Below are 18147 nucleotides of genomic sequence, written 5' to 3'. Positions count from 1 at the left end.
CTTTACCAGTTTGTCGATTAAAACGGACAGGAATATCGGCAGGTAACAATAAACTGCGGATGGTTAAACCAGAAGTACAAATGCTAAAAAAAAGGATAATGGAAACAATAACACAGAGCCAAATAAAAGCCAGCCCAATATTGCCTTCGTTAATGTCTAGAATTAATAAATATAAAGTTGCTCCTACAGAAATCAACATGCCAATAAAAAGCAGCAAACCAAATAAAATATTGTTGGTTCTTTCACCATTGCTAAATCGCCCCAGTTCACAATAGGTATCATCAGCATATCGCATCTGTTTTAAATAAGGCCTTCCTTGTTTATCTTTTTTTAAGCGAACCCCTGAATCATAACGGTTAATCGATTTTTCTAAATCTCTTGTCCAACCATAAATTTCTGGTGTGTAGCGTGTACTGTTAAACATAATTATTGATTCCTTTGCCTAATTGGACTTAATACATTGGTATTGGATCAGGTGTTTCGTATAATACTGTATTTATTACCGAACTGGTGACTAATTGATCTTCAATAGTTAAAGGTTCTACATTGGCAGCTGTTGTATCGGCAATATAATTAAGTAATAATCTTACCTTTAAGCCATTGGTAGAAGGTAGCTCTAGCAATTTTTTCCTTACTTTTAGTTTACCTATTGTTTGAATTGAATTATTTCCATCATGCTCATCCCCTATTTTATTGCTTTTTTCAGTTAGTTCCACTCCACTTTTTGGTTCACCTTCATTAGTTATTGCAGTTATCGAATTGTTAAGTGGTAATAATCCATTCTTTTGATGAGTTGCTAGATTAGTCATTTTAAATTCTTCACCTTCACCACTAAAACTTATCATAGTTTGTTGTGAAGATGTATCATCAATAATTACTATACCTTCATATCTGCTGGTAGTTTCATTAAAATTGGGTATTTCCATCACTAACATAACGGTTGGCGAATTATAATCAAGTCCCATTAGCGTGCTGTATTGAAGTTTTAAATTAACCTTAATGCCTTGAGCACAAATTATAAAATCATTGATAGCTTGTTTTAATCCAACTAGGGTTAATGGGTAAGGTTGTTTTTGACCATCATCAATTTCTCGCAGCCCAAACGCGCAGCGGTCAAACCATATTTCCATCGGCGTTAGTCTATAATATTCACTTAATACCGCACAAAGTATACTTAATCCAGCTACTATAAGCCCTGCCACAAGTCCTAATGGCCCCATTGTTACTAAAACAGAAGCTGTTAACGTCAACATACCTGATATTATTCCGAAAGTACCAGAAACTTTATATCCTTTCTTCATATCAATTATTGAAAAAATGATATCTTTAACGCTAACTAAAGCACCAATATAACCAATAGCCTTAGTGATTATTTTTAAGTTGTTAATGATTAATTGATTTACTTGTTTAATGCCCAGTTTTGCTGTAATTGACTCCATTCCTGGCAAAATATTGTTGACCTTACTACCAAATTTATTGACTAAATCACCATAAATTTTTAATGCCATTAGTGTTGACGAGCTATAACCCATTATAATATCGCTACGCAATTTTAAAGCTCTATTTGGATCGACCGAAAAGCTTTCAAGCTCTTTAATATTATCTTGTGTAGATTTATATTCCATAATCAATGAATAGACATCGATTAACGTTAATCCACTAAATTTACCAAAATTGATGGCAGATTTTACCTTAGTTTGCATCCATTCCTGATTTTTTTGATTAATAATATCAATGACACGACTTACTCGTGCGGAGTTTTGAGTTTGTTTAGCAAAAATGACTTCAATTTCATTAGCACCGCAGGCTCGTATACTTTTTAGCTTGTTTTGTAATTTATTGAGATTGACATTTTGATCGTTAACGCGATTAAAATATTCTGCTAACTCTTTTGTTTGTTCGCCATTGCCTTTAATAAAGAATTTTAACATTAATGTTTTTTCAACTTCTGTTGGGGTAATGACAGTACCTGAAGAGGGAATTTTGCTTTTTAACAGTTCTATATTATCTGATTTTATATAAGCGGTAACTTCACTAAAATGTATATTATCGCGTTTAAAGATTGTTCTAACGCCCGTTCCGTTGATAATGTCATGACCTGCTTGATACGAAAAAGAGGGATGATATTGTGTCATTTGAAGTAAGGCATTCCCCATATAAGTTAAAATAGTACTTGCCATTGATTCAATGGCTTTCGATTCATTATCAGTTAAATAAGAAAAAACTTGATCAGCTAGTTTATTTGCAGCATCTTCTCCATCTAACATATCCCAAAATGATTTTTCATTACCGGCTATTGCGCTATAAATTAATCCCTTTTTGTCTCTAAGTATCTCGTCCCATGCACCAAGAATATAAAAATTGTTTTTTTCGCCCGCCAAAATGTAACTTAAGTCCATTAATTTACGTTGATGATTAGCTGCATCCTTATAGTCAATTTCTATTTCCCAAAATTTTACCTCATTATAGCGACTAATTGTTTGTTTAGGATATATCACGTCTTTGATGGTACCATCAAGTGCTATAGCTTTGCCATTCTCACCAGATAAATAAGTTGATGTTTTAATTTGTTTACCTAAAAACCAACGCAAATTTAGTACATAATCTCTTGGGCTTTCTTTTATTTGTTCTTGTAGTTGCTTAAACTTTTCATCATATTCTTGTTTAAATTGTTCTAATGCGCCTGTTTTTAATTGACTTTCGAGTTTTTTCCAATACTGATCAAACTTATACGATGCCATACCTGCTTTACTTAATTGATAGTGAATATTTCCTAAATCATCCACTTCAGCACTGGTATGATCATATGCCGGTTTGTTGTTCCATACATCACTGATATTGGTAGGATAAGAAACATAAATATCACCAGGCTCTGATTTATCTTGATAGTGTTTTTGTGTACTTTCTTTGTACATGGTAATTAATTCAGCTATTGTTTTTTTGTGAATTATTTCCTCAGAAAAAAGTTTATTATAGGTATAAGGGTATAATTCACTGTTTTTGTCTGTTTTACTATCAAGTTTTTGATCACCTGTAAAATTATTTTCAACATTAAGCTGAAAATTTAAATCTTCTAAAAGACCTAAGTGGTCTTCTAACACTATGCCCCCTACTTTTTTTCCTGATTTACTTTCATAATTCGAAACAAAGTTAGCATAAAGTTCTTGCTGTTTTTTTCGATCTTTATAATTAGGAAGATATTGGGTTTTTCCCGATAAATTAGGCAAAAACTCTAAAATAGGTAATGACCAATTTGTTAATTCGACGCCCCTTGTATTAGATGTAGGGGATTGACAAAAAGAAGTTAAATCGATTTTAGTAAAACGCGCTAATTGAGTGGTTTTTTTATAATGGTTTCGTGCCTTTTTATTCCATGGGTATCGACTATATGCTATCCATAAATAAGGATTTTTTTGTAATAGTTTGTCATTAAGCTCTACTGTAATAAATGAGGCTGGTACAAAATGATTATTGACTGTACAAGTTTCAGGTAATGGTTCGCTTTTTTCTTTTTCTAAATCTTCTGGTCGTTTTTCTAATAAAATCCCATCCTCAACCACTTGATAATAGCTAATATAATCTTTTTGTGATTCACTTTTGCCTCCCAAAACATAGACATAACCTTCTCTTAATGGTCGTAATATAGATTGATGATCTTGAAATTTTTCGGCAGGCTCTCGATCATCCAAAGAAGGAATAACGGAATCGTCTATTTTGGATGTAGACCATTTAGGATTAATTGCTGATTTCCGTAATAAAAAAATTGGATAGCCATGCCTTTCGCAAGCGTGCCCGTTGGTATTTAATGAGTCAATTTTTTGTGATTTACTTGACACTGATTCCTTACTGACTGGTGACATGTTATACCTCTTAATTGTTTTATTCTACTTCAATACCAATTTCGTTCCACATCGATTGTGAGAATGTTTCAAAGGTTTCATTTAATGTTATTGAATCTTCTATAGCAAGTTTGACTGCATCAGAAAAATTTTTATACTTCATAAGATCTTTGCCTGACATCAATGAATAAAAACTATATGATATGATATCTTCACCTTTAGTTAAGCCTATGCTCTTTGCATGAATTATTTGGTTAGCACTGCGTAATAGAGCATCATGCGGAAAGAAGTCTGCATATTCTTTCCACAAATCGGCAAGTCCAAAAACTAATATGGGTTGTTGTTGTTTTTGGAGTGCTTTTTTTAAAAATATATTTTGAAATGAAGATAACGTATTGGCGTTATTTAAGTTCCTTAATATTTCTAACTCACCATAATAATTCAAAAAAATATAATTAGCAGCAAAGTCAAAGTAGAATAAAGTGGCATTTTCCTGTAATAAACACTCTTTTATAACTTGTAATCGAACGTGTTCAAAAAATGGAACAAATTCATTGGTCTCAGGGTTGCTCAATGTTCCCAATTTGTTACCATATTCAACCAATTTTTCCGCAAGCAAATCTATGGATAATTCGCTACTTATCCATCCACAAATATAGTGTCTATAAAGTTCTTGTTCCTTTTGACTTGTCCTTAACATTAGTTCGATCAGTTCTAATTCAATATCTTCATTAGGTTTTGCTAATAGAATTAAATGTGGACAATGATTAGGATCGTAATATAGATCCGAACGTAAAACTGGTTGTACATCCTCTTTGCTAAACACACCTTTAATATTATCTAATGTTAACAATTCTATATCCCTTAATGATTTAAGAGCATCAACAAGTAGATAACGATAGCAATTGGTTTTGTTTTCGTTTAAGCCATTTATTAAATTCTGTAACATTTACCTTAAATCCTCACGACATTTAGTTCCAGCAGGCAACACTGGTGGTGGGGCACTATAGTTTGATGGGCCAAGAAGATTAAAACTGGCAGCCAAAACCTGAACATCACCTGGTGCAATAAGTTTTATACTGCCTTCTTCCAGCACGATTCCAACTCCATCACAAGTTAAAGTAAGTTTTTTATTGGCTGAAATAATTACTTCATTATCAGTACTTGTGATTTTCATATTTTGTTTGGACGTTAAAAGCATTTCATTATTTTGTGCCTGTATATCGATATTACCTTTTGATGCAAATATTTTAATTCCCATTTTATTGGCAAATAAACTTATCATATTTCCAGCTGTCACCATAAAACGTTTGAAAGTACTGATGTCGACACTGTTTTGTGCTGTTTGAATGATGTTTTCACCCGCTGTTTGTTGAATTGAACTTGGGGTTACATTTGCTATACCCGAAGGTGCATAGTTCACAATAGCGGGTTGTTTTAACTGCTGTAGGCTTTGTTCAAGTAATTGTTTTTGTGATTGTAAATCTGCTAATTCAGCTTCTGCCCCCTGTGCTAATTCGTTAAGTCTTTTTACTAGTTCGCAAGCTTGCTGTAATTCATTAATGGCTTTATCCATTTGCAGTTGAACATTACTCGCTTTACTTTGTTCTTCACTGGTAATATAAAGCCCTTTACCCGCACGTATTGCTCCCCACTCATCACTACGCAGTTCAAATCCTTCACCTCGTTGCTCTTTTTTTTCATTAACAAGATGACCAATGTTTAGCTGCGTTTTTCCGTATTCAGTAGCTAATTTTATGTGTTCTTGGCCTCGCTTATCATCCATGCGCAATTTATTATTGGCTGGAGTTCGAATTACATTGCGGTGTTTGTTAGCTGTTGCAACGTGATCTGGATGAGCGCTGTCATGCATTGCATGCGAAATATAAGGACGATCAGGATTACCATCGGTAAAGGCAATAGCGACTTCGGTGCCTTCAATAAGTGGAAAATGAAAACCATAAGTGCTACCAGCGTAAGGCTTGGCTAGTCGTACCCATAAGCTTTCTTCGCCAGGTTTCCAGTTTTTTAAATCAAAGTTAAATTTAACTCGATAACGACCTTGAGTATCAAGGTAGCCGTAGGTATCGTTATCTGGACTGGTAACTCTTGCTGGCACTGTACCTGCAACTTGTGGCCATGGCAGTTGAATAGGGCGATAAGGCTTCAATGGGTTATAAGGGATAGCTGTAAACTTCAGTTGATATGATTCACTGCGGTTACCTAAACTTTGTGTGGTAAGAATAATTATCCCTTCACTCAAGCCATTGATCGGGTTTTCGCTAATAATTATGCGTTGCCCTGGGGTTAAAGTATAATCGTTACTGCAACCATGAATCACAACTTTATCGCTAATATAATGCTGATGACGAATTTTTGCATACCACTGACCACTTTCAATTTTATTGTCATCTCCATGCTCTTTATAGTGTTCACCATAACGATAATCAGTACCAAAGGTTGTGTTATCTTGGGGTAAGGAATTAACGTTTGAATGTTGGTTTGCTTCAGCTAAACGATAATTGTAATCTTGGGTAGTGACGTCGCGCTCAACCATTTTACTTTGTAGCTGTAAATCCCAGATACTACTAAGTAAACCATCTATCATGTCGCTTGGTGCTTTAAATGGGATTTTGCCAGCGTTTTCAAACCCTTGCTCATAATCACTCATTACCAACACATCGCAATGGTGCTCAGCATGACTTTCAAAGCGAAACCAAATCCCCACATCACTTAATAAGCGCTGAATAAATTCCAGATCACTTTCCTGCCATTGAGTAATGAGTTCACGTGCAGGGTAGCTTTCTTTAAGCTCTAGTCGATAATCAACGCCGGTAAAACCATGGCTACGCAGTACTTCTTCAACCACGCTGACTACGCTTTGATTTTGAAATATTGCACTGCTTCGACTCAATGAGAGTCGGGAAAGTCGTGGTGATAAGACTACCTCATATCGTGCTTCATCTTTGTTAACAGATAGTTGATTAAAGGCAGTAATTATTCCATAACAAACTCTTGAATGACTTTGTGGCGTCACGGCACTAAGTGAGCTGAGTACTGTGGTTAAGGCATTCGCGCTTATAGGGTTAAAAATAAATGATGCTGGTTGATTTAACACATCATCAACCAATAATCCTTTATCACTGCTAGTAAAAGTAATAGCATAATGCCATGGCTGGTTAAGCTGTTCATCCCCTTTAATTTGTAAAATAGAAATGGGAGATGACACGCCATCGATCATGAGCGTATAGCGATTGTGGCCCATAGTCGGTAACTTATTGAGCAAACCTTCACCTAATTGCTGCGTAAGCTGATTAAATGCTTTTACCATACTGATCCCCTATCTATTTAACCTTACTTTTTGGTTTACTACTATTTTTTATATTTTTCTCAGTAGTATTTTTTTTCGGTTTTACTTTTTGATTTGGCTGTTTAGCCCACTCAAGTATAATGCCGTCATTTTCATCAAAATCGAGAATGAGTGTTTGCGTTGTTTCTTTATGGTTAATATTCTGTAACAGTAAGCTTGAAACTACGGGTAAAATTTGTTGATTCAAAATACTGTCGATATTTCTGGCTCCGGTATCTGGAAGTAAACACGCGGTAACTAATTGGTCGTAGAGCTGTTTGCCAACATTAAAATCAATTTTGTAATGTTTTTGTAATCGAGATGCGACTTTGTTCAACTTCATTTCCACAATATGTCGTAAGGCATTGTCGCTTAGCGGGGTGTAAATAACAGTCTGGAAACGGGCAAGTAGTGCCGGTTGAAAGTGTTCTCGAATAATTGGTCGCAATAATTCATGTTGAGTGGCAACATCTGCTTGAGGCATTTGTTCAAAAAGTGTCATCAATTCGTCACTGCCTAAATTTGATGTCATTAAAATTAGTGTGTTGCGGAAATCAATTTCGCGACCTTCACCATCGCGCATAAAACCACGATCAAAAACTTGATAGAATAGGTTAAGTACATCACGGTGTGCTTTTTCCACTTCATCCAATAAAACTACACTATAAGGACGCTTTCTGACGGCTTCTGTTAATATGCCACCTTGACCATAACCAACATAACCTGGTGGTGATCCTTTTAACTGTGATACCGTGTGCGATTCTTGATACTCAGACATATTGATAGTAATTAGCGATTGTTCACCACCAAATAATGTATCAGCTAATGCTAAAGCCGTTTCGGTTTTACCAACTCCTGATGGTCCAACCAGTAAAAATACGCCCATTGGTGCTTCTTCTGACGTGAGTCCGGTTTTAGCTGCGCGAATTCGCTTGGCAATTTCATGCAGGGCATTATCTTGGCCAACTACACGCGAACGCAGATCGTCTTCAAGAGTTAGTAAATGGCTTTGTTCATCTTTTAATAAACTTTCTAAAGGCACGCCGGTCCAATCGGCAATAACAGAAGATACGGTGCGACTATCAACATCGAGTGATAATAATGGTGTAGTACCTTGTAGCTTTGTTAACTCTTTTTGAGTATCAAGTAGTTGTTTACGTAATTTTTTATCGGCTTTAGGTGTTAATTGTTTGCGTAATTCAATTAATTTTTCAACTAATTCTTTTTCTTTTTGAAACTGGGTTTGCTCGTCAGTTAAGTGTTGTGTTAATTGTTTTAATTGGTTATCGATTTCGGTTATATGCTCTGTTGATGTTATTTCACCAAGCAAAGCATCCGCTTCAATCGCTTGTTTTTCAATAGTGAGTGCATCAATTTTAGCTTCAATTTTTGTTATTGATTCAGGAATGGTATCAAGTCCCATTCTAACTCGCGCCGAGGCAGTATCTAATAGATCGACAGCTTTATCTGGCAATTGTCGACCACTAATATAGCGTCGAGATAGTAACACTGCTGTTTTAACTGCTTCATCAAGAATGTGAACGCCGTGATGTTTTGCATAACGGGATTTTAGTCCGCGTAACATAAGGTTTGCTTTTTCATCATTCGGTTCATCGACTTTAACCATTTGGAATCGGCGTTCAAGTGCAGCATCTCTTTCAAAGTATTGTTTGTATTCTGACCATGTTGTGGCAGCAATAGTCCTGAGTTCACCTCTGGCTAACGCAGGTTTTAATAAGTTAGCCGCATCTGCACCACCAGCAGAATTACCAGCCCCGATAATCGTATGCGCTTCGTCAATAAACAGCAATATTGGAGTTGGCGATTGCTGAACAGCGTCAATCACATTTTTCAGTCGTTGTTCAAATTCACCTTTAACACCAGCACCTGCTTGTAATAATCCGAGGTCTAGCGTAAGTATACTGACATCTTTTAGATTATTGGGTACATTACCTTCTGCAATACGTAATGCTAATCCTTCGACTAATGCAGTTTTCCCAACACCAGGTTCACCTACTAAAATTGGGTTATTTTTACGGCGTCGAGATAAAATATCCACCATCTGACGAATCTCATCATCACGACCAAATACGGGATCAATTTTGCCTGTTTTGGCTTTTTCGGTGACATTTTCAGTAAAACGGGTAAGGGCTGCTTGTTGATGATTTTGTTTAGTTTTTGTGTTTAAAACAGATGATTGCGATGTTTTAGTTTCTGTCATGTTTTCGCTGGTATTGGTTTGCGAGGCTCTATCTAATTGATCTTCTGTATGAGTGAGCTCTTCAGCAGAATAGCGATATTGATTACTTGGATTTTCATCAGACATTTCATCTAACATTGCACGCATTTTTTGTAATGAAATAGCTGATAAACTCAATAATTGCCATGCATTTTGTGCTTTTAAACAATGAGGGTTTTTTTGTAGTGCCTGTAAAATATGCACAGAACGAATCATGTCTTCGTTATCTTCTAATGAAGCTTGTAGCCATGCTGATTGTAATATGGCAATCAACGATGATGATAAACTGGGTTTTTCATTAATTGTATGGGGTAATGCATCTAGATAACTGAGTAAACCTTGCCAAATGCTATCCATGTCGAGTTGATAATGCCTTGCAATAACCGTAATATCTCCTGAACCTTGTTCTAATAATTTTAATAACCAATGTTCCAAAGTAATTTCAGTATGTGCTCGTGTTTGGCATAATCCCGCAGCTGCCTCAAGAGCCTTTGCACAATAGGGATTTAGTCGTCTTAATAACACAGAAGGATCAGCAATCATGAATATTCCTTTTATTCTTTTAATAGTAACCAATAATGGTTGATCCTATTAATAACAGGATCAACCGATGCGACATTAGCCTCGGCTTTCAACCCAACTGTCTGAATGGATTATATTGCCATCTTTGTAAGTCCAAGTTATTTTTTCATAACGTAGTTCAACACGTTCTAAGTGATTGTATTGCTCTTTAGTTGGATCTTTAATGTTATGCATTTCAGGTTTAATCGATACCACTTTTACACCATCCATCAATGTATTAAAGTATTCGACTTCTTGTCCTGCATCATTAATTTTGTACCATTTGATTTCAACAGATTTTAAGTTTTGACCAGTGGTCACTGCTTTATAAAGGTAAGGTGATGAAGCATCGACTTCTTTCACAAATTCAAGTGGTTTGTGCACGCGGGTTCCGGTTAATTTTCCAGTATTACCATCAGTAGGTATGTAAACTTTATGATCAAATTCAACCACTTCTACACTACCTTCACGTCCGACTACCGTTACAGAACCTTTTATTTCTGCACCACCGTCATCTTTAAGAAACATATATGCTGGGACTGCCATTGTATTTACTCCTTTTGTTTTTTTGTTACTAATTTTTATTTATGGTTCGTCAAAATGCAATTTGACATTTGAGGAATTAAACTAATTTCTACACGCCTGTTTTTGGCACGATGTTCAGGGGTATCATTATCCACTAACGGTTTTTTAGCCCCATATCCTTGTATTGCAAAACACGTTTCTGGAATATCACTGGTTTTGATGATCCAGTTTCTTACCGCAACAGCTCGTTCAAGCGATAGCGTTAAGTTTTTATTTTCATCACCTGTCGAATCGGTATGACCGGTAATTAAAATAAGCCAGCCTGTTCCTTGATTAGCATTAATCTGGTTTTTCATTTCCATTAAAGCGTTAATCAATATTTTACTTGAGTCTGGTTTTAGGTTTGACTGGCCCACTTCGAAGAGCGATAAACTATCCAGACGAATCACTGGTGGTTCTTTGACTACCACTTCAGTTTCTTTGACAATAATTTTTTCTGGCTCAGGTGGTTTTGCCACATAATCACTCATTGTGATATTTAATGGTTCGATAAGTCGTAAACCTTGATAAAGCCCCATACCTAAACGAACAGGCTCACCTTGTGCAAGGTATTGATTTAAGATTGCTCTATCATTTTTTAATTGTTCAAGTGCTTGTCGTTTTTCTTCATAAGAGTTCATAGGAATTAACTGGTAATGATGAATATCATTTTGAACTTGCTCGGCAAGTTTAAGGTTATTCCAAAATGATGCACCCAAACAGCCCATTCCAAAAAGGGATGTGATAATGACTAAACCGCAAATCATGGTACAAATTGGCGAAAATGGGTATGCAATTGGCATAAACTTAACTAATGCATCGGGTGGACTGATGATTTCTTGTATTTTATGTGTATTAGGAAGTGGTAAGGTGGTCAAACTTTCCCACAATTTTTGGATAACGTTATCGCTAGTAATAGATTGATTAGTAGGATAAATAGCCATCGCTGTTGGTACACATTTGGTAATAGGCTGTTTTGAATCTGTTAGCGTACTTAATACGACATGTTCAATCCAAGACTGGGTTTCGATCAAGAAAGGTCTAAGTCGTAATCGACGTTCTCGTTCGTCAGACGAAATTTTGATGTCATTTACCCAGTTATCAATTGGTGATAAATAACGATCAAGCAAGTATAAGCGCTCATTAACTAATTGAAACCAGTAAATGGGTAATGGATTTTGTTCATCATAAATTAAATCATTAAAACCAATATGTGTAGATATATAGACAGGTAATTGATATTTTGCAATGCGGCATGTGTCAACCCAAGATTGACGAAAAGCTTGTAACTTTGCAATCAATAATCCTTGTTTGTCTTCTAATTCAGGTGCAATAGCTAAAAATATACCAACTCGACCTAACATGTCAGGCCATTTTGAGATTAATGAATCATAGACAATTGGTAGGTGTGAAAACTCTTCAACATAAATCCAAACCGCTTCAGATGAGACTAAAACATTTGATTCAGCTAATGATAAATCATTAGGGAAAAAATCCTTCGCAGCACTACCTGTTACCAATAAAATTGGTAAACGATAACGTTGTCTTGCTGGCAATAAATCTAGTTTTTGAGTTAAAAATTGGATATTGGCTGTTGATGAAGCAAGTATTTGTCGGTATCGCTTTAGTCGCCATAAAAGTCCACCCGCAATCACTATAATTACAATAGTTCCAATTATCTTCCAACCAATGGTTATGGGTAAAAAAACAAATAGTAACAATAGGCTCAATATGACTGCGTAAATAATCTGGATACGCTTAGGGTAATCGCTCATAAAACTCCCTTTTAACCGACAATTTGTTGAATCAATGTATCGAGTCGATAATTTAATACAAAATATAGCGCTACGACGGCAACTATCGATAATCCAGTGCAAGATAATAAGGCTGTCTTTCGCCCCCAATAACGATGAGTTTGTGTTTGTTCAATTATTGGATGTGATTGCTCTGGTTCATATTCACGCAAAGCTTCGCGCAAGGCTAAAATGAGATGTTCTCGTTCCATTTGCGGTTTATCAAGATAACGACCTTGAAAGCCTAATCCTAATACACGATCAAAACAACTCAACACTAAAAAGTCTTTTTTATCTGCTTTTAATCGTGCACGAACTTTGTCAAATAAGTCATTGCCGGCATTATGAGTATTAAAAAAGATAACTTGTAATGGTGCACCTAACCATTCATCGTAATCTTGATTTTTAGGATTATCGCGATCACAAAGCAAGACTGTTTCATCTAATAATGCACACAATGCATAGCTGATATCATCAATCACGTCTTTACTGTATTGAGCGTTAAACAATTTTTCCCTAACGGCCATTACTTGTTGTTTACAAAGTTCATATAATTTGTGACCAGAAGGGATATCTGCTTTAGCTTTAAGTTGTACCACCACTAAGATTGAATCTCTTAGCAATTCATCAATAACCACTTTTTGAGGTTCTATACTCATATTGTTTTCCTAAGATCGCAAAACCGCGAACAGTTCCATTGAAATATCAGGCATTGCCCTTGGGACATAAAATTCGCAACATCGGGTTAGTAACATATTTTTTGCTGCTTGATTTGAAAGATCCAATGCAAAATATTGATTTTCCAAACGCATCGGTATTGCCGCAGGTACATGACTTAGTGCTTTTATAGGTATGCCCGACAGCGCTGAATGTATAATTTGTCTTACATCATCAGGTGCCCCTGCTTTACATAAAATAGGAAATTGCGATTGCAATTGATGACCAGGCATACTTGAACGAACTGAAAGATAAAAATCTGCATCTTCAACAAGGCGAGAATCATTTAACCGACCAGTCCACAGTGTATCTTTGTCATGAACTAGGTCAATTTTGATCACGCGAGATGGTAGACTTTCTTCTAACAGGTTACGGACTAATCCAAATAGCGGAGGAAACACTTCATTGAGTTTTTCATGTTGGTAAGCAGGTATATCATCAACGTCATTCGCCAATGAAAATGTTAGTAAAGCCCCTGTTAGTGCAGTTAGCGTTTGATAAAGATTTTCCGGATGAATAGTTGGATTATCCCGTAAGAACTTAAGTTGTGGTTCAAAAGTGTTTAATGCATTTAAGAGCCAAAATAAAGAGACATCAGCAATTGCAAATTCCGCCATTTGCTGATTACGCTCATGACGCATACCCATTAAGCGCTGGCGTTTTGCTTGTATTTGAACACAGAGCAGTTCTAATTCTTTTAATAGTGCACCACTTTGAGTGAAGAGATTCATAAGTGGTGGAATATAGTCAAAGTCTAGAACAAATCGACCATTTAAATCACGCTTTAATTTAGCAATTGGGCAGGTTAGGTAATCACTATGATCTTCAAAGTCGAATAAAAACGTTAAGGCATAACGCTCTACAGCAATGGTTTCAGCATTTTGACCAAATAAGTCAGTTACTTCAATCCATTCTTGTCGATAACGTAAAGGTCGCTCAAGGCGCTGATTATCTTGTAAACAGTTGCCTCCGTTCGCTTGTAGTAAAGCAATACCTACCAAAACAGTAACCTCTTCAAGCTCGACAGGGATTTCTGTATTGAGTGATCTAATTTCCGGTAATTTATCTGCAATATCGGTATTAATGACCACGCCATCAGGAAAACGGATACTAATAGATTCAGCCATGAGGCGATCAGCTGTTAGCGCTTGCGTATCTATAGTCAGCTTTTCAATTCCCCACGGATTAGCCACCGACATGGCGGCTAACTTTTGTGATGAAAATTGATTCCATAATGCCTGTTGTTGGAATTGTTGAGGCGTCAAAAAGACACCTTCATTCCATAAAGGACGAAAAATTTTCATGTATCGTAACACTCCCAGTATTTATATGAATGATATTACGCTTTGGCTTTAGGCATTTGTGATACCATTGACAAATTAATATCCATTCCTTCAATCTGGAAATGAGGAATTAAAAATGTTTTAACACGGAAAAATCCTGGGTTATCTTCAATATCCTCAACCATTACTTTCGCTTCTCGTAATGGATGTGCTGCTTGAACTTCATCGCTTGGATCGGTCATTTCGGTAACAAGATTGCTAATCCATTTATTTAATTCGAGCTCTAACACACGACGATCTTTTGTTGCACCAATATTTTCACGTTGAATGACTTTCAAATAGTGTGCAATGCGTGATAATAAGAAAATATAAGGCAAGCGCGCATTGATACGGCTATTTGCGGTGGCTTCTTTTGTGTCATAAAGAGCAGGTTTTTGTGTTGAATTAGCCGAGAAGAAGCATGCATAATCTCTATTTTTATAGAAAGATAGAGGAATAAAACCTAAGTTTGCAAATTCAAACTCACGTGTTTCAGGAATAAGAACTTCTGTTGGAATTTTAACTTGATTACCTGTTCCTAAATCATAAAGATGGATAGGTAGGTCTTCAACTAGTCCACCAGCTTGAGGGCCACGAATCTGAACACACCAGCCATTGCGTATAAAACTTTGTACCATATTAGCTGCAAAAGCATACGAAGCATTAGCCCATAAGTAACGGTTATGTTCAAGACCTTTAACGTCTTCAATATAGTTGAAACTACGCACTGGCACAGTATCAGGTCCGTAAGGTAGGCGCGCAAGTACTCTTGGTAATGTTAACCCTACATAACGAGAATCATCAGTATCACGGAAACTATTCCATTTGGTGTACTCTGCACGATCAAAATAGTTGGCGATGTCTTTTATCGCTGCGACTTCTTCCATCGTTTCTTTACCAAAGAATTTAGGTCCTACTGAACCGATAAATGGCATATGTGCTGCTGCTGAAACTTTTGAAATGTTACGTAATAAAGCAATATCTTGTGGATTACGATCAAATTCATAATTTGAAATTGTCACACCAATTGGTTCACCACCTGGTGTATCATATTCCTGAATATAGGTATGTCGATAAAAACCGGTTTGGATAATTTCAGGAGCATCTTCAAAATCTTGACGTAGTTCTTCTTTGGATACATCTAATAATTCAATTTTCACATTACGACGAAAATCGGTACGGTTTACTAGAAATTTTAATCCACGCCAAGTTGCTTCAATTTCTTGAAATGTCTCATTATGCATAATAGCATCAAGTTGGCGGCTCAATTTTTGATCTATTTGGCTAATATGATAATCCAATAAATGTTTATCGAGTTTTTCAATTTTTTGAGAAGAATTTTGAATCAGTTTAAGAAGGATATTAACAGCTATAGTAACTCGTTCATCTTGTGAAGATTCTGACAACACGTCATTATCTTCATATTTATCAATTTCGCTCGCTTTTTCAATTGGATTTAAATTAATTTTGTTGAATAAAGATTGATAAACACTACCGTTATCTTCTAATGCTACTTTATTTGCATTGTTTTGTTCTTTTTGTACAGTCATCATTTTTTCCTTACATTCGTATCAAACACAGTATTCCTTTTTAGAAAGTTTCTAAATAGAGTTATTAAAGAACATATCTATTTAGTACTTTCAGCTACAATGGCCTCTAATTCAGCGCGAAGCTCATCGGATAACTGTTCATCTTTCACGATTTTTTCTAGCTCATAACGAAATGTAGCGTTATCTAACAAATTGGATTTCAAATCTCTTAACAAATTGCGCATCGCCAATAATGAGCGTAATTGTGGGATTTTTTTTGCAATTTGTTCAGGCGAGAAATCATTCATAGATTCAAATGCGAGATTAATACTGATATCACTTCCATCGTCAGCAAGTGTATTAGGGACACTAATTGAGGCTTCAGGTCGGAAATCTTTCAACACGGCGTCAAAATTATTTTTATTAATTGAGACTTTTTCTTTTTCAGATAATGGACGTTTGTCTTTGCCCCGACCATAATCGCCAATAGATAATACCTTTAGCGGTAATTCAACTTTCTTTTTAGCACCACCAGTATGGAGATCTAAATGAATATTTACGCGAGCAGGAGGGACTTCATTTTGATAACTATTTGACATATGTTTTCCTTTTTTTTCCTTATTAAATTTGAATATTTACTAAAGCAAAATAGATAATTTTTATGTAAAAGTTATTTTTTTCCATTGGCTATAATTTATTATTTTAATGAAGCATCCTGCTCGAATAAGTGGTTTGATTAAGTTGATTCAACACTAAATCTATAATAACTTTCACAAATTTATATTTTTTATAACCAACATCTTAAACAATGTTTAATAATTTGCCAAGCTATTTCGATTATCAAAACCATGTATTTTATGAAATGTGATCATGTGTGAAATTTAGACAGATTTTTAGTTACTTATTTTTATATTTGGTTTAAATTAATCCAGATAAATAGAGTAGGAGCCTAATATAAGTCAAATTAGTGTATAAATAATTAAAATTGGTTTTCATTTCGTGTTGATGATGAAATAAATGATCGTTTGTTACAAGCAGCATGGTGACCATCTAACGCCACTACCTTACCCTGATCAAGAAAGGTTGGCTCTCCCTCAATGATGGGATTGACACCATGATCTTTTTTCGGGCAACTAACCATATCTCCGATGCGCGCTAAGGGCTTTCCTTGAATAATTGTTGTTGAGGAGACCGAAATAACTTTGCCACCATGATCTGTTGAATCGCCTAAGCGAATAACGCCACGCAATTTACCCATTGTTTATTTCCTATTATTTTTTATTTTATAATTAATAATATTTGTATTCGCAAGCAACATTAATCTTTAATACTGTATAAAAAATACCTAATACCGCCAATTTTTTTAATAACGTTAGTCCCTTTGTGCTAAAAAAAATGCATCATCAATAATTTCAATTTTGTTTAGTATATGCCACTCTTTGTCACCGGCTTCCTTGGCAAAAAATGCACTATAACGCGCTTGTTTTTTGCTTAAAATCTGTTCCATCCTTTTCCCGTATAATTTTTTGATAAAGGGCATATTGGCTTTTAACCAGTCATCAGGCAAATTCTCGATGGTAAAATCAAAATAGATTCGTTTCCTTTTTCTCCCAGAAATATAGGTAATATCTTCAGTAGGAGGCATATCCTCATATGAATTTTTAAGACTCTGCACAACAATCCGACCAAAACAAAAGCCATCAGACTTTCCTTGACGACGAATATGCTGTTGTCCTAACGGGGTTAAACTATAACGATAAATAGGTTTGCCATCATCTTCACCGGTAGGCTCTTCGCTAAATAACCCCATTTGGCTAAAAGCGTGTAATGATTGATTTAAATCGTTATTATCCATGATGTCAAATACATCAGCAGATGACGGAAGGGTATTTATTGATGTATAAGGGTAAACGCCTTCCCCCGGAAAATATAAACAAAACCCTTTATCACCATTAGGGTTAGAAGCATCAAACTCTTGTTGAATTTTCTCTTTAAAATGCGCAAAGTCACACTTGGTGAGTAAAAACACTATCCCACCAAGTATTAATATTACGATTATTCTCATATTCATGATGTACCTCTTATCTATCGTTATTCTTAAGTTTAAATTATAAATAAACTGCTGTACAAGCAGACCTATGCTTGGTGCTCAATATTGTAGGGTGGATACATTTTGCCCACTAAGTCATACTGTTTTTCAATTTCGGCCAATTCTGCTTTCGAGCTGGCTTTCG

At 35.6% G+C, this 18147-nt stretch carries 13 protein-coding genes; all 13 read right to left on the bottom strand.

The features are described from left to right. The coding region (locus J3U57_RS12350; RefSeq protein WP_267344937.1) for a hypothetical protein at positions 1–424 on the bottom strand (424 nt) is incomplete at its 3' end. A gap of 28 nt (positions 425–452) precedes the next feature. Then, complete coding sequence (locus J3U57_RS12345) at positions 453–3860, bottom strand: toxin VasX (RefSeq protein ID WP_267344938.1); 3408 nt, start codon at positions 3858–3860, stop codon at positions 453–455. 19 nt (positions 3861–3879) lie between these two features. Continuing rightward, a complete protein-coding gene (locus tag J3U57_RS12340; protein ID WP_267344939.1) occupies positions 3880–4788 on the bottom strand; it encodes a hypothetical protein in 909 nt (302 codons plus the stop codon). Continuing rightward, positions 4789–7170: a type VI secretion system Vgr family protein gene (locus J3U57_RS12335; protein ID WP_267344940.1), complete on the bottom strand. Its 2382-nt coding sequence runs from the start codon at positions 7168–7170 to the stop codon at positions 4789–4791. It abuts the gene before it with no gap. Between the two features lie 13 nt (positions 7171–7183). Continuing rightward, positions 7184–9970 carry a type VI secretion system ATPase TssH gene (gene tssH / locus J3U57_RS12330; RefSeq protein ID WP_267344942.1) on the bottom strand — a complete coding sequence of 929 codons (2787 nt, stop codon included), beginning with the start codon at positions 9968–9970 and terminating at the stop codon, positions 7184–7186. Positions 9971–10045: 75 nt separating this feature from the next. Next, positions 10046–10534 (bottom strand): Hcp family type VI secretion system effector, encoded by a 489-nt coding sequence (locus tag J3U57_RS12325; RefSeq protein WP_065632981.1) that lies wholly within the window; start codon positions 10532–10534, stop codon positions 10046–10048. 35 nt (positions 10535–10569) lie between these two features. Beyond that, positions 10570–12327, bottom strand: a complete 1758-nt coding sequence (locus J3U57_RS12320) for an OmpA family protein (RefSeq protein ID WP_267344943.1) — start codon at positions 12325–12327, stop codon at positions 10570–10572. Between the two features lie 11 nt (positions 12328–12338). Then, the gene (gene tssL / locus J3U57_RS12315; protein WP_267344944.1) at positions 12339–13004 is read right to left on the bottom strand and encodes a type VI secretion system protein TssL, short form; all 666 of its coding nucleotides are present in this window, start codon (positions 13002–13004) and stop codon (positions 12339–12341) included. Between the two features lie 9 nt (positions 13005–13013). Continuing rightward, positions 13014–14366: a type VI secretion system baseplate subunit TssK gene (gene tssK, locus J3U57_RS12310; RefSeq protein ID WP_267344945.1), complete on the bottom strand. Its 1353-nt coding sequence runs from the start codon at positions 14364–14366 to the stop codon at positions 13014–13016. A 35-nt stretch (positions 14367–14401) separates the two neighbouring features. Then, positions 14402–15934, bottom strand: a complete 1533-nt coding sequence (tssC, locus tag J3U57_RS12305; RefSeq protein WP_065632985.1) for a type VI secretion system contractile sheath large subunit — start codon at positions 15932–15934, stop codon at positions 14402–14404. A gap of 77 nt (positions 15935–16011) precedes the next feature. Then, entirely contained in the window at positions 16012–16512 is a 501-nt protein-coding gene (gene tssB, locus J3U57_RS12300; RefSeq protein WP_267344947.1) for a type VI secretion system contractile sheath small subunit, read from the bottom strand. A 380-nt stretch (positions 16513–16892) separates the two neighbouring features. Beyond that, on the bottom strand, positions 16893–17171 hold the full coding sequence (locus J3U57_RS12295; RefSeq protein ID WP_267344949.1) for a PAAR domain-containing protein: 279 nt from the start codon (positions 17169–17171) through the stop codon (positions 16893–16895). Positions 17172–17285: 114 nt separating this feature from the next. Continuing rightward, on the bottom strand, positions 17286–17984 hold the full coding sequence (locus J3U57_RS12290) for a hypothetical protein (protein WP_267344950.1): 699 nt from the start codon (positions 17982–17984) through the stop codon (positions 17286–17288). Between the last annotated feature and the right edge of the window lie 163 nt (positions 17985–18147).

The sequence above is a fragment of the Gilliamella sp. B3464 genome (assembly GCF_026536145.1).
Taxonomy (GTDB): domain Bacteria; phylum Pseudomonadota; class Gammaproteobacteria; order Enterobacterales; family Orbaceae; genus Gilliamella.
This window is presented reverse-complemented; position numbering and strand designations above follow the sequence as displayed.

What these genes read in the sequence shown, in the direction of transcription:
- tssK (WP_267344945.1), bottom strand. Translation starts at nt 14,366, where the DNA reads ATGAAAATTTTTCGTCCTTTATGGAATGAAGGTGTCTTTTTGACGCCT.
- J3U57_RS12345 (WP_267344938.1), bottom strand. Translation starts at nt 3,860, where the DNA reads ATGTCACCAGTCAGTAAGGAATCAGTGTCAAGTAAATCACAAAAAATT.
- J3U57_RS12340 (WP_267344939.1), bottom strand. Translation starts at nt 4,788, where the DNA reads ATGTTACAGAATTTAATAAATGGCTTAAACGAAAACAAAACCAATTGC.
- tssL (WP_267344944.1), bottom strand. Translation starts at nt 13,004, where the DNA reads ATGAGTATAGAACCTCAAAAAGTGGTTATTGATGAATTGCTAAGAGAT.
- tssC (WP_065632985.1), bottom strand. Translation starts at nt 15,934, where the DNA reads ATGACTGTACAAAAAGAACAAAACAATGCAAATAAAGTAGCATTAGAA.
- J3U57_RS12335 (WP_267344940.1), bottom strand. Translation starts at nt 7,170, where the DNA reads ATGGTAAAAGCATTTAATCAGCTTACGCAGCAATTAGGTGAAGGTTTG.
- tssH (WP_267344942.1), bottom strand. Translation starts at nt 9,970, where the DNA reads ATGATTGCTGATCCTTCTGTGTTATTAAGACGACTAAATCCCTATTGT.
- J3U57_RS12320 (WP_267344943.1), bottom strand. Translation starts at nt 12,327, where the DNA reads ATGAGCGATTACCCTAAGCGTATCCAGATTATTTACGCAGTCATATTG.
- J3U57_RS12295 (WP_267344949.1), bottom strand. Translation starts at nt 17,171, where the DNA reads ATGGGTAAATTGCGTGGCGTTATTCGCTTAGGCGATTCAACAGATCAT.
- J3U57_RS12325 (WP_065632981.1), bottom strand. Translation starts at nt 10,534, where the DNA reads ATGGCAGTCCCAGCATATATGTTTCTTAAAGATGACGGTGGTGCAGAA.
- tssB (WP_267344947.1), bottom strand. Translation starts at nt 16,512, where the DNA reads ATGTCAAATAGTTATCAAAATGAAGTCCCTCCTGCTCGCGTAAATATT.
- J3U57_RS12290 (WP_267344950.1), bottom strand. Translation starts at nt 17,984, where the DNA reads ATGAATATGAGAATAATCGTAATATTAATACTTGGTGGGATAGTGTTT.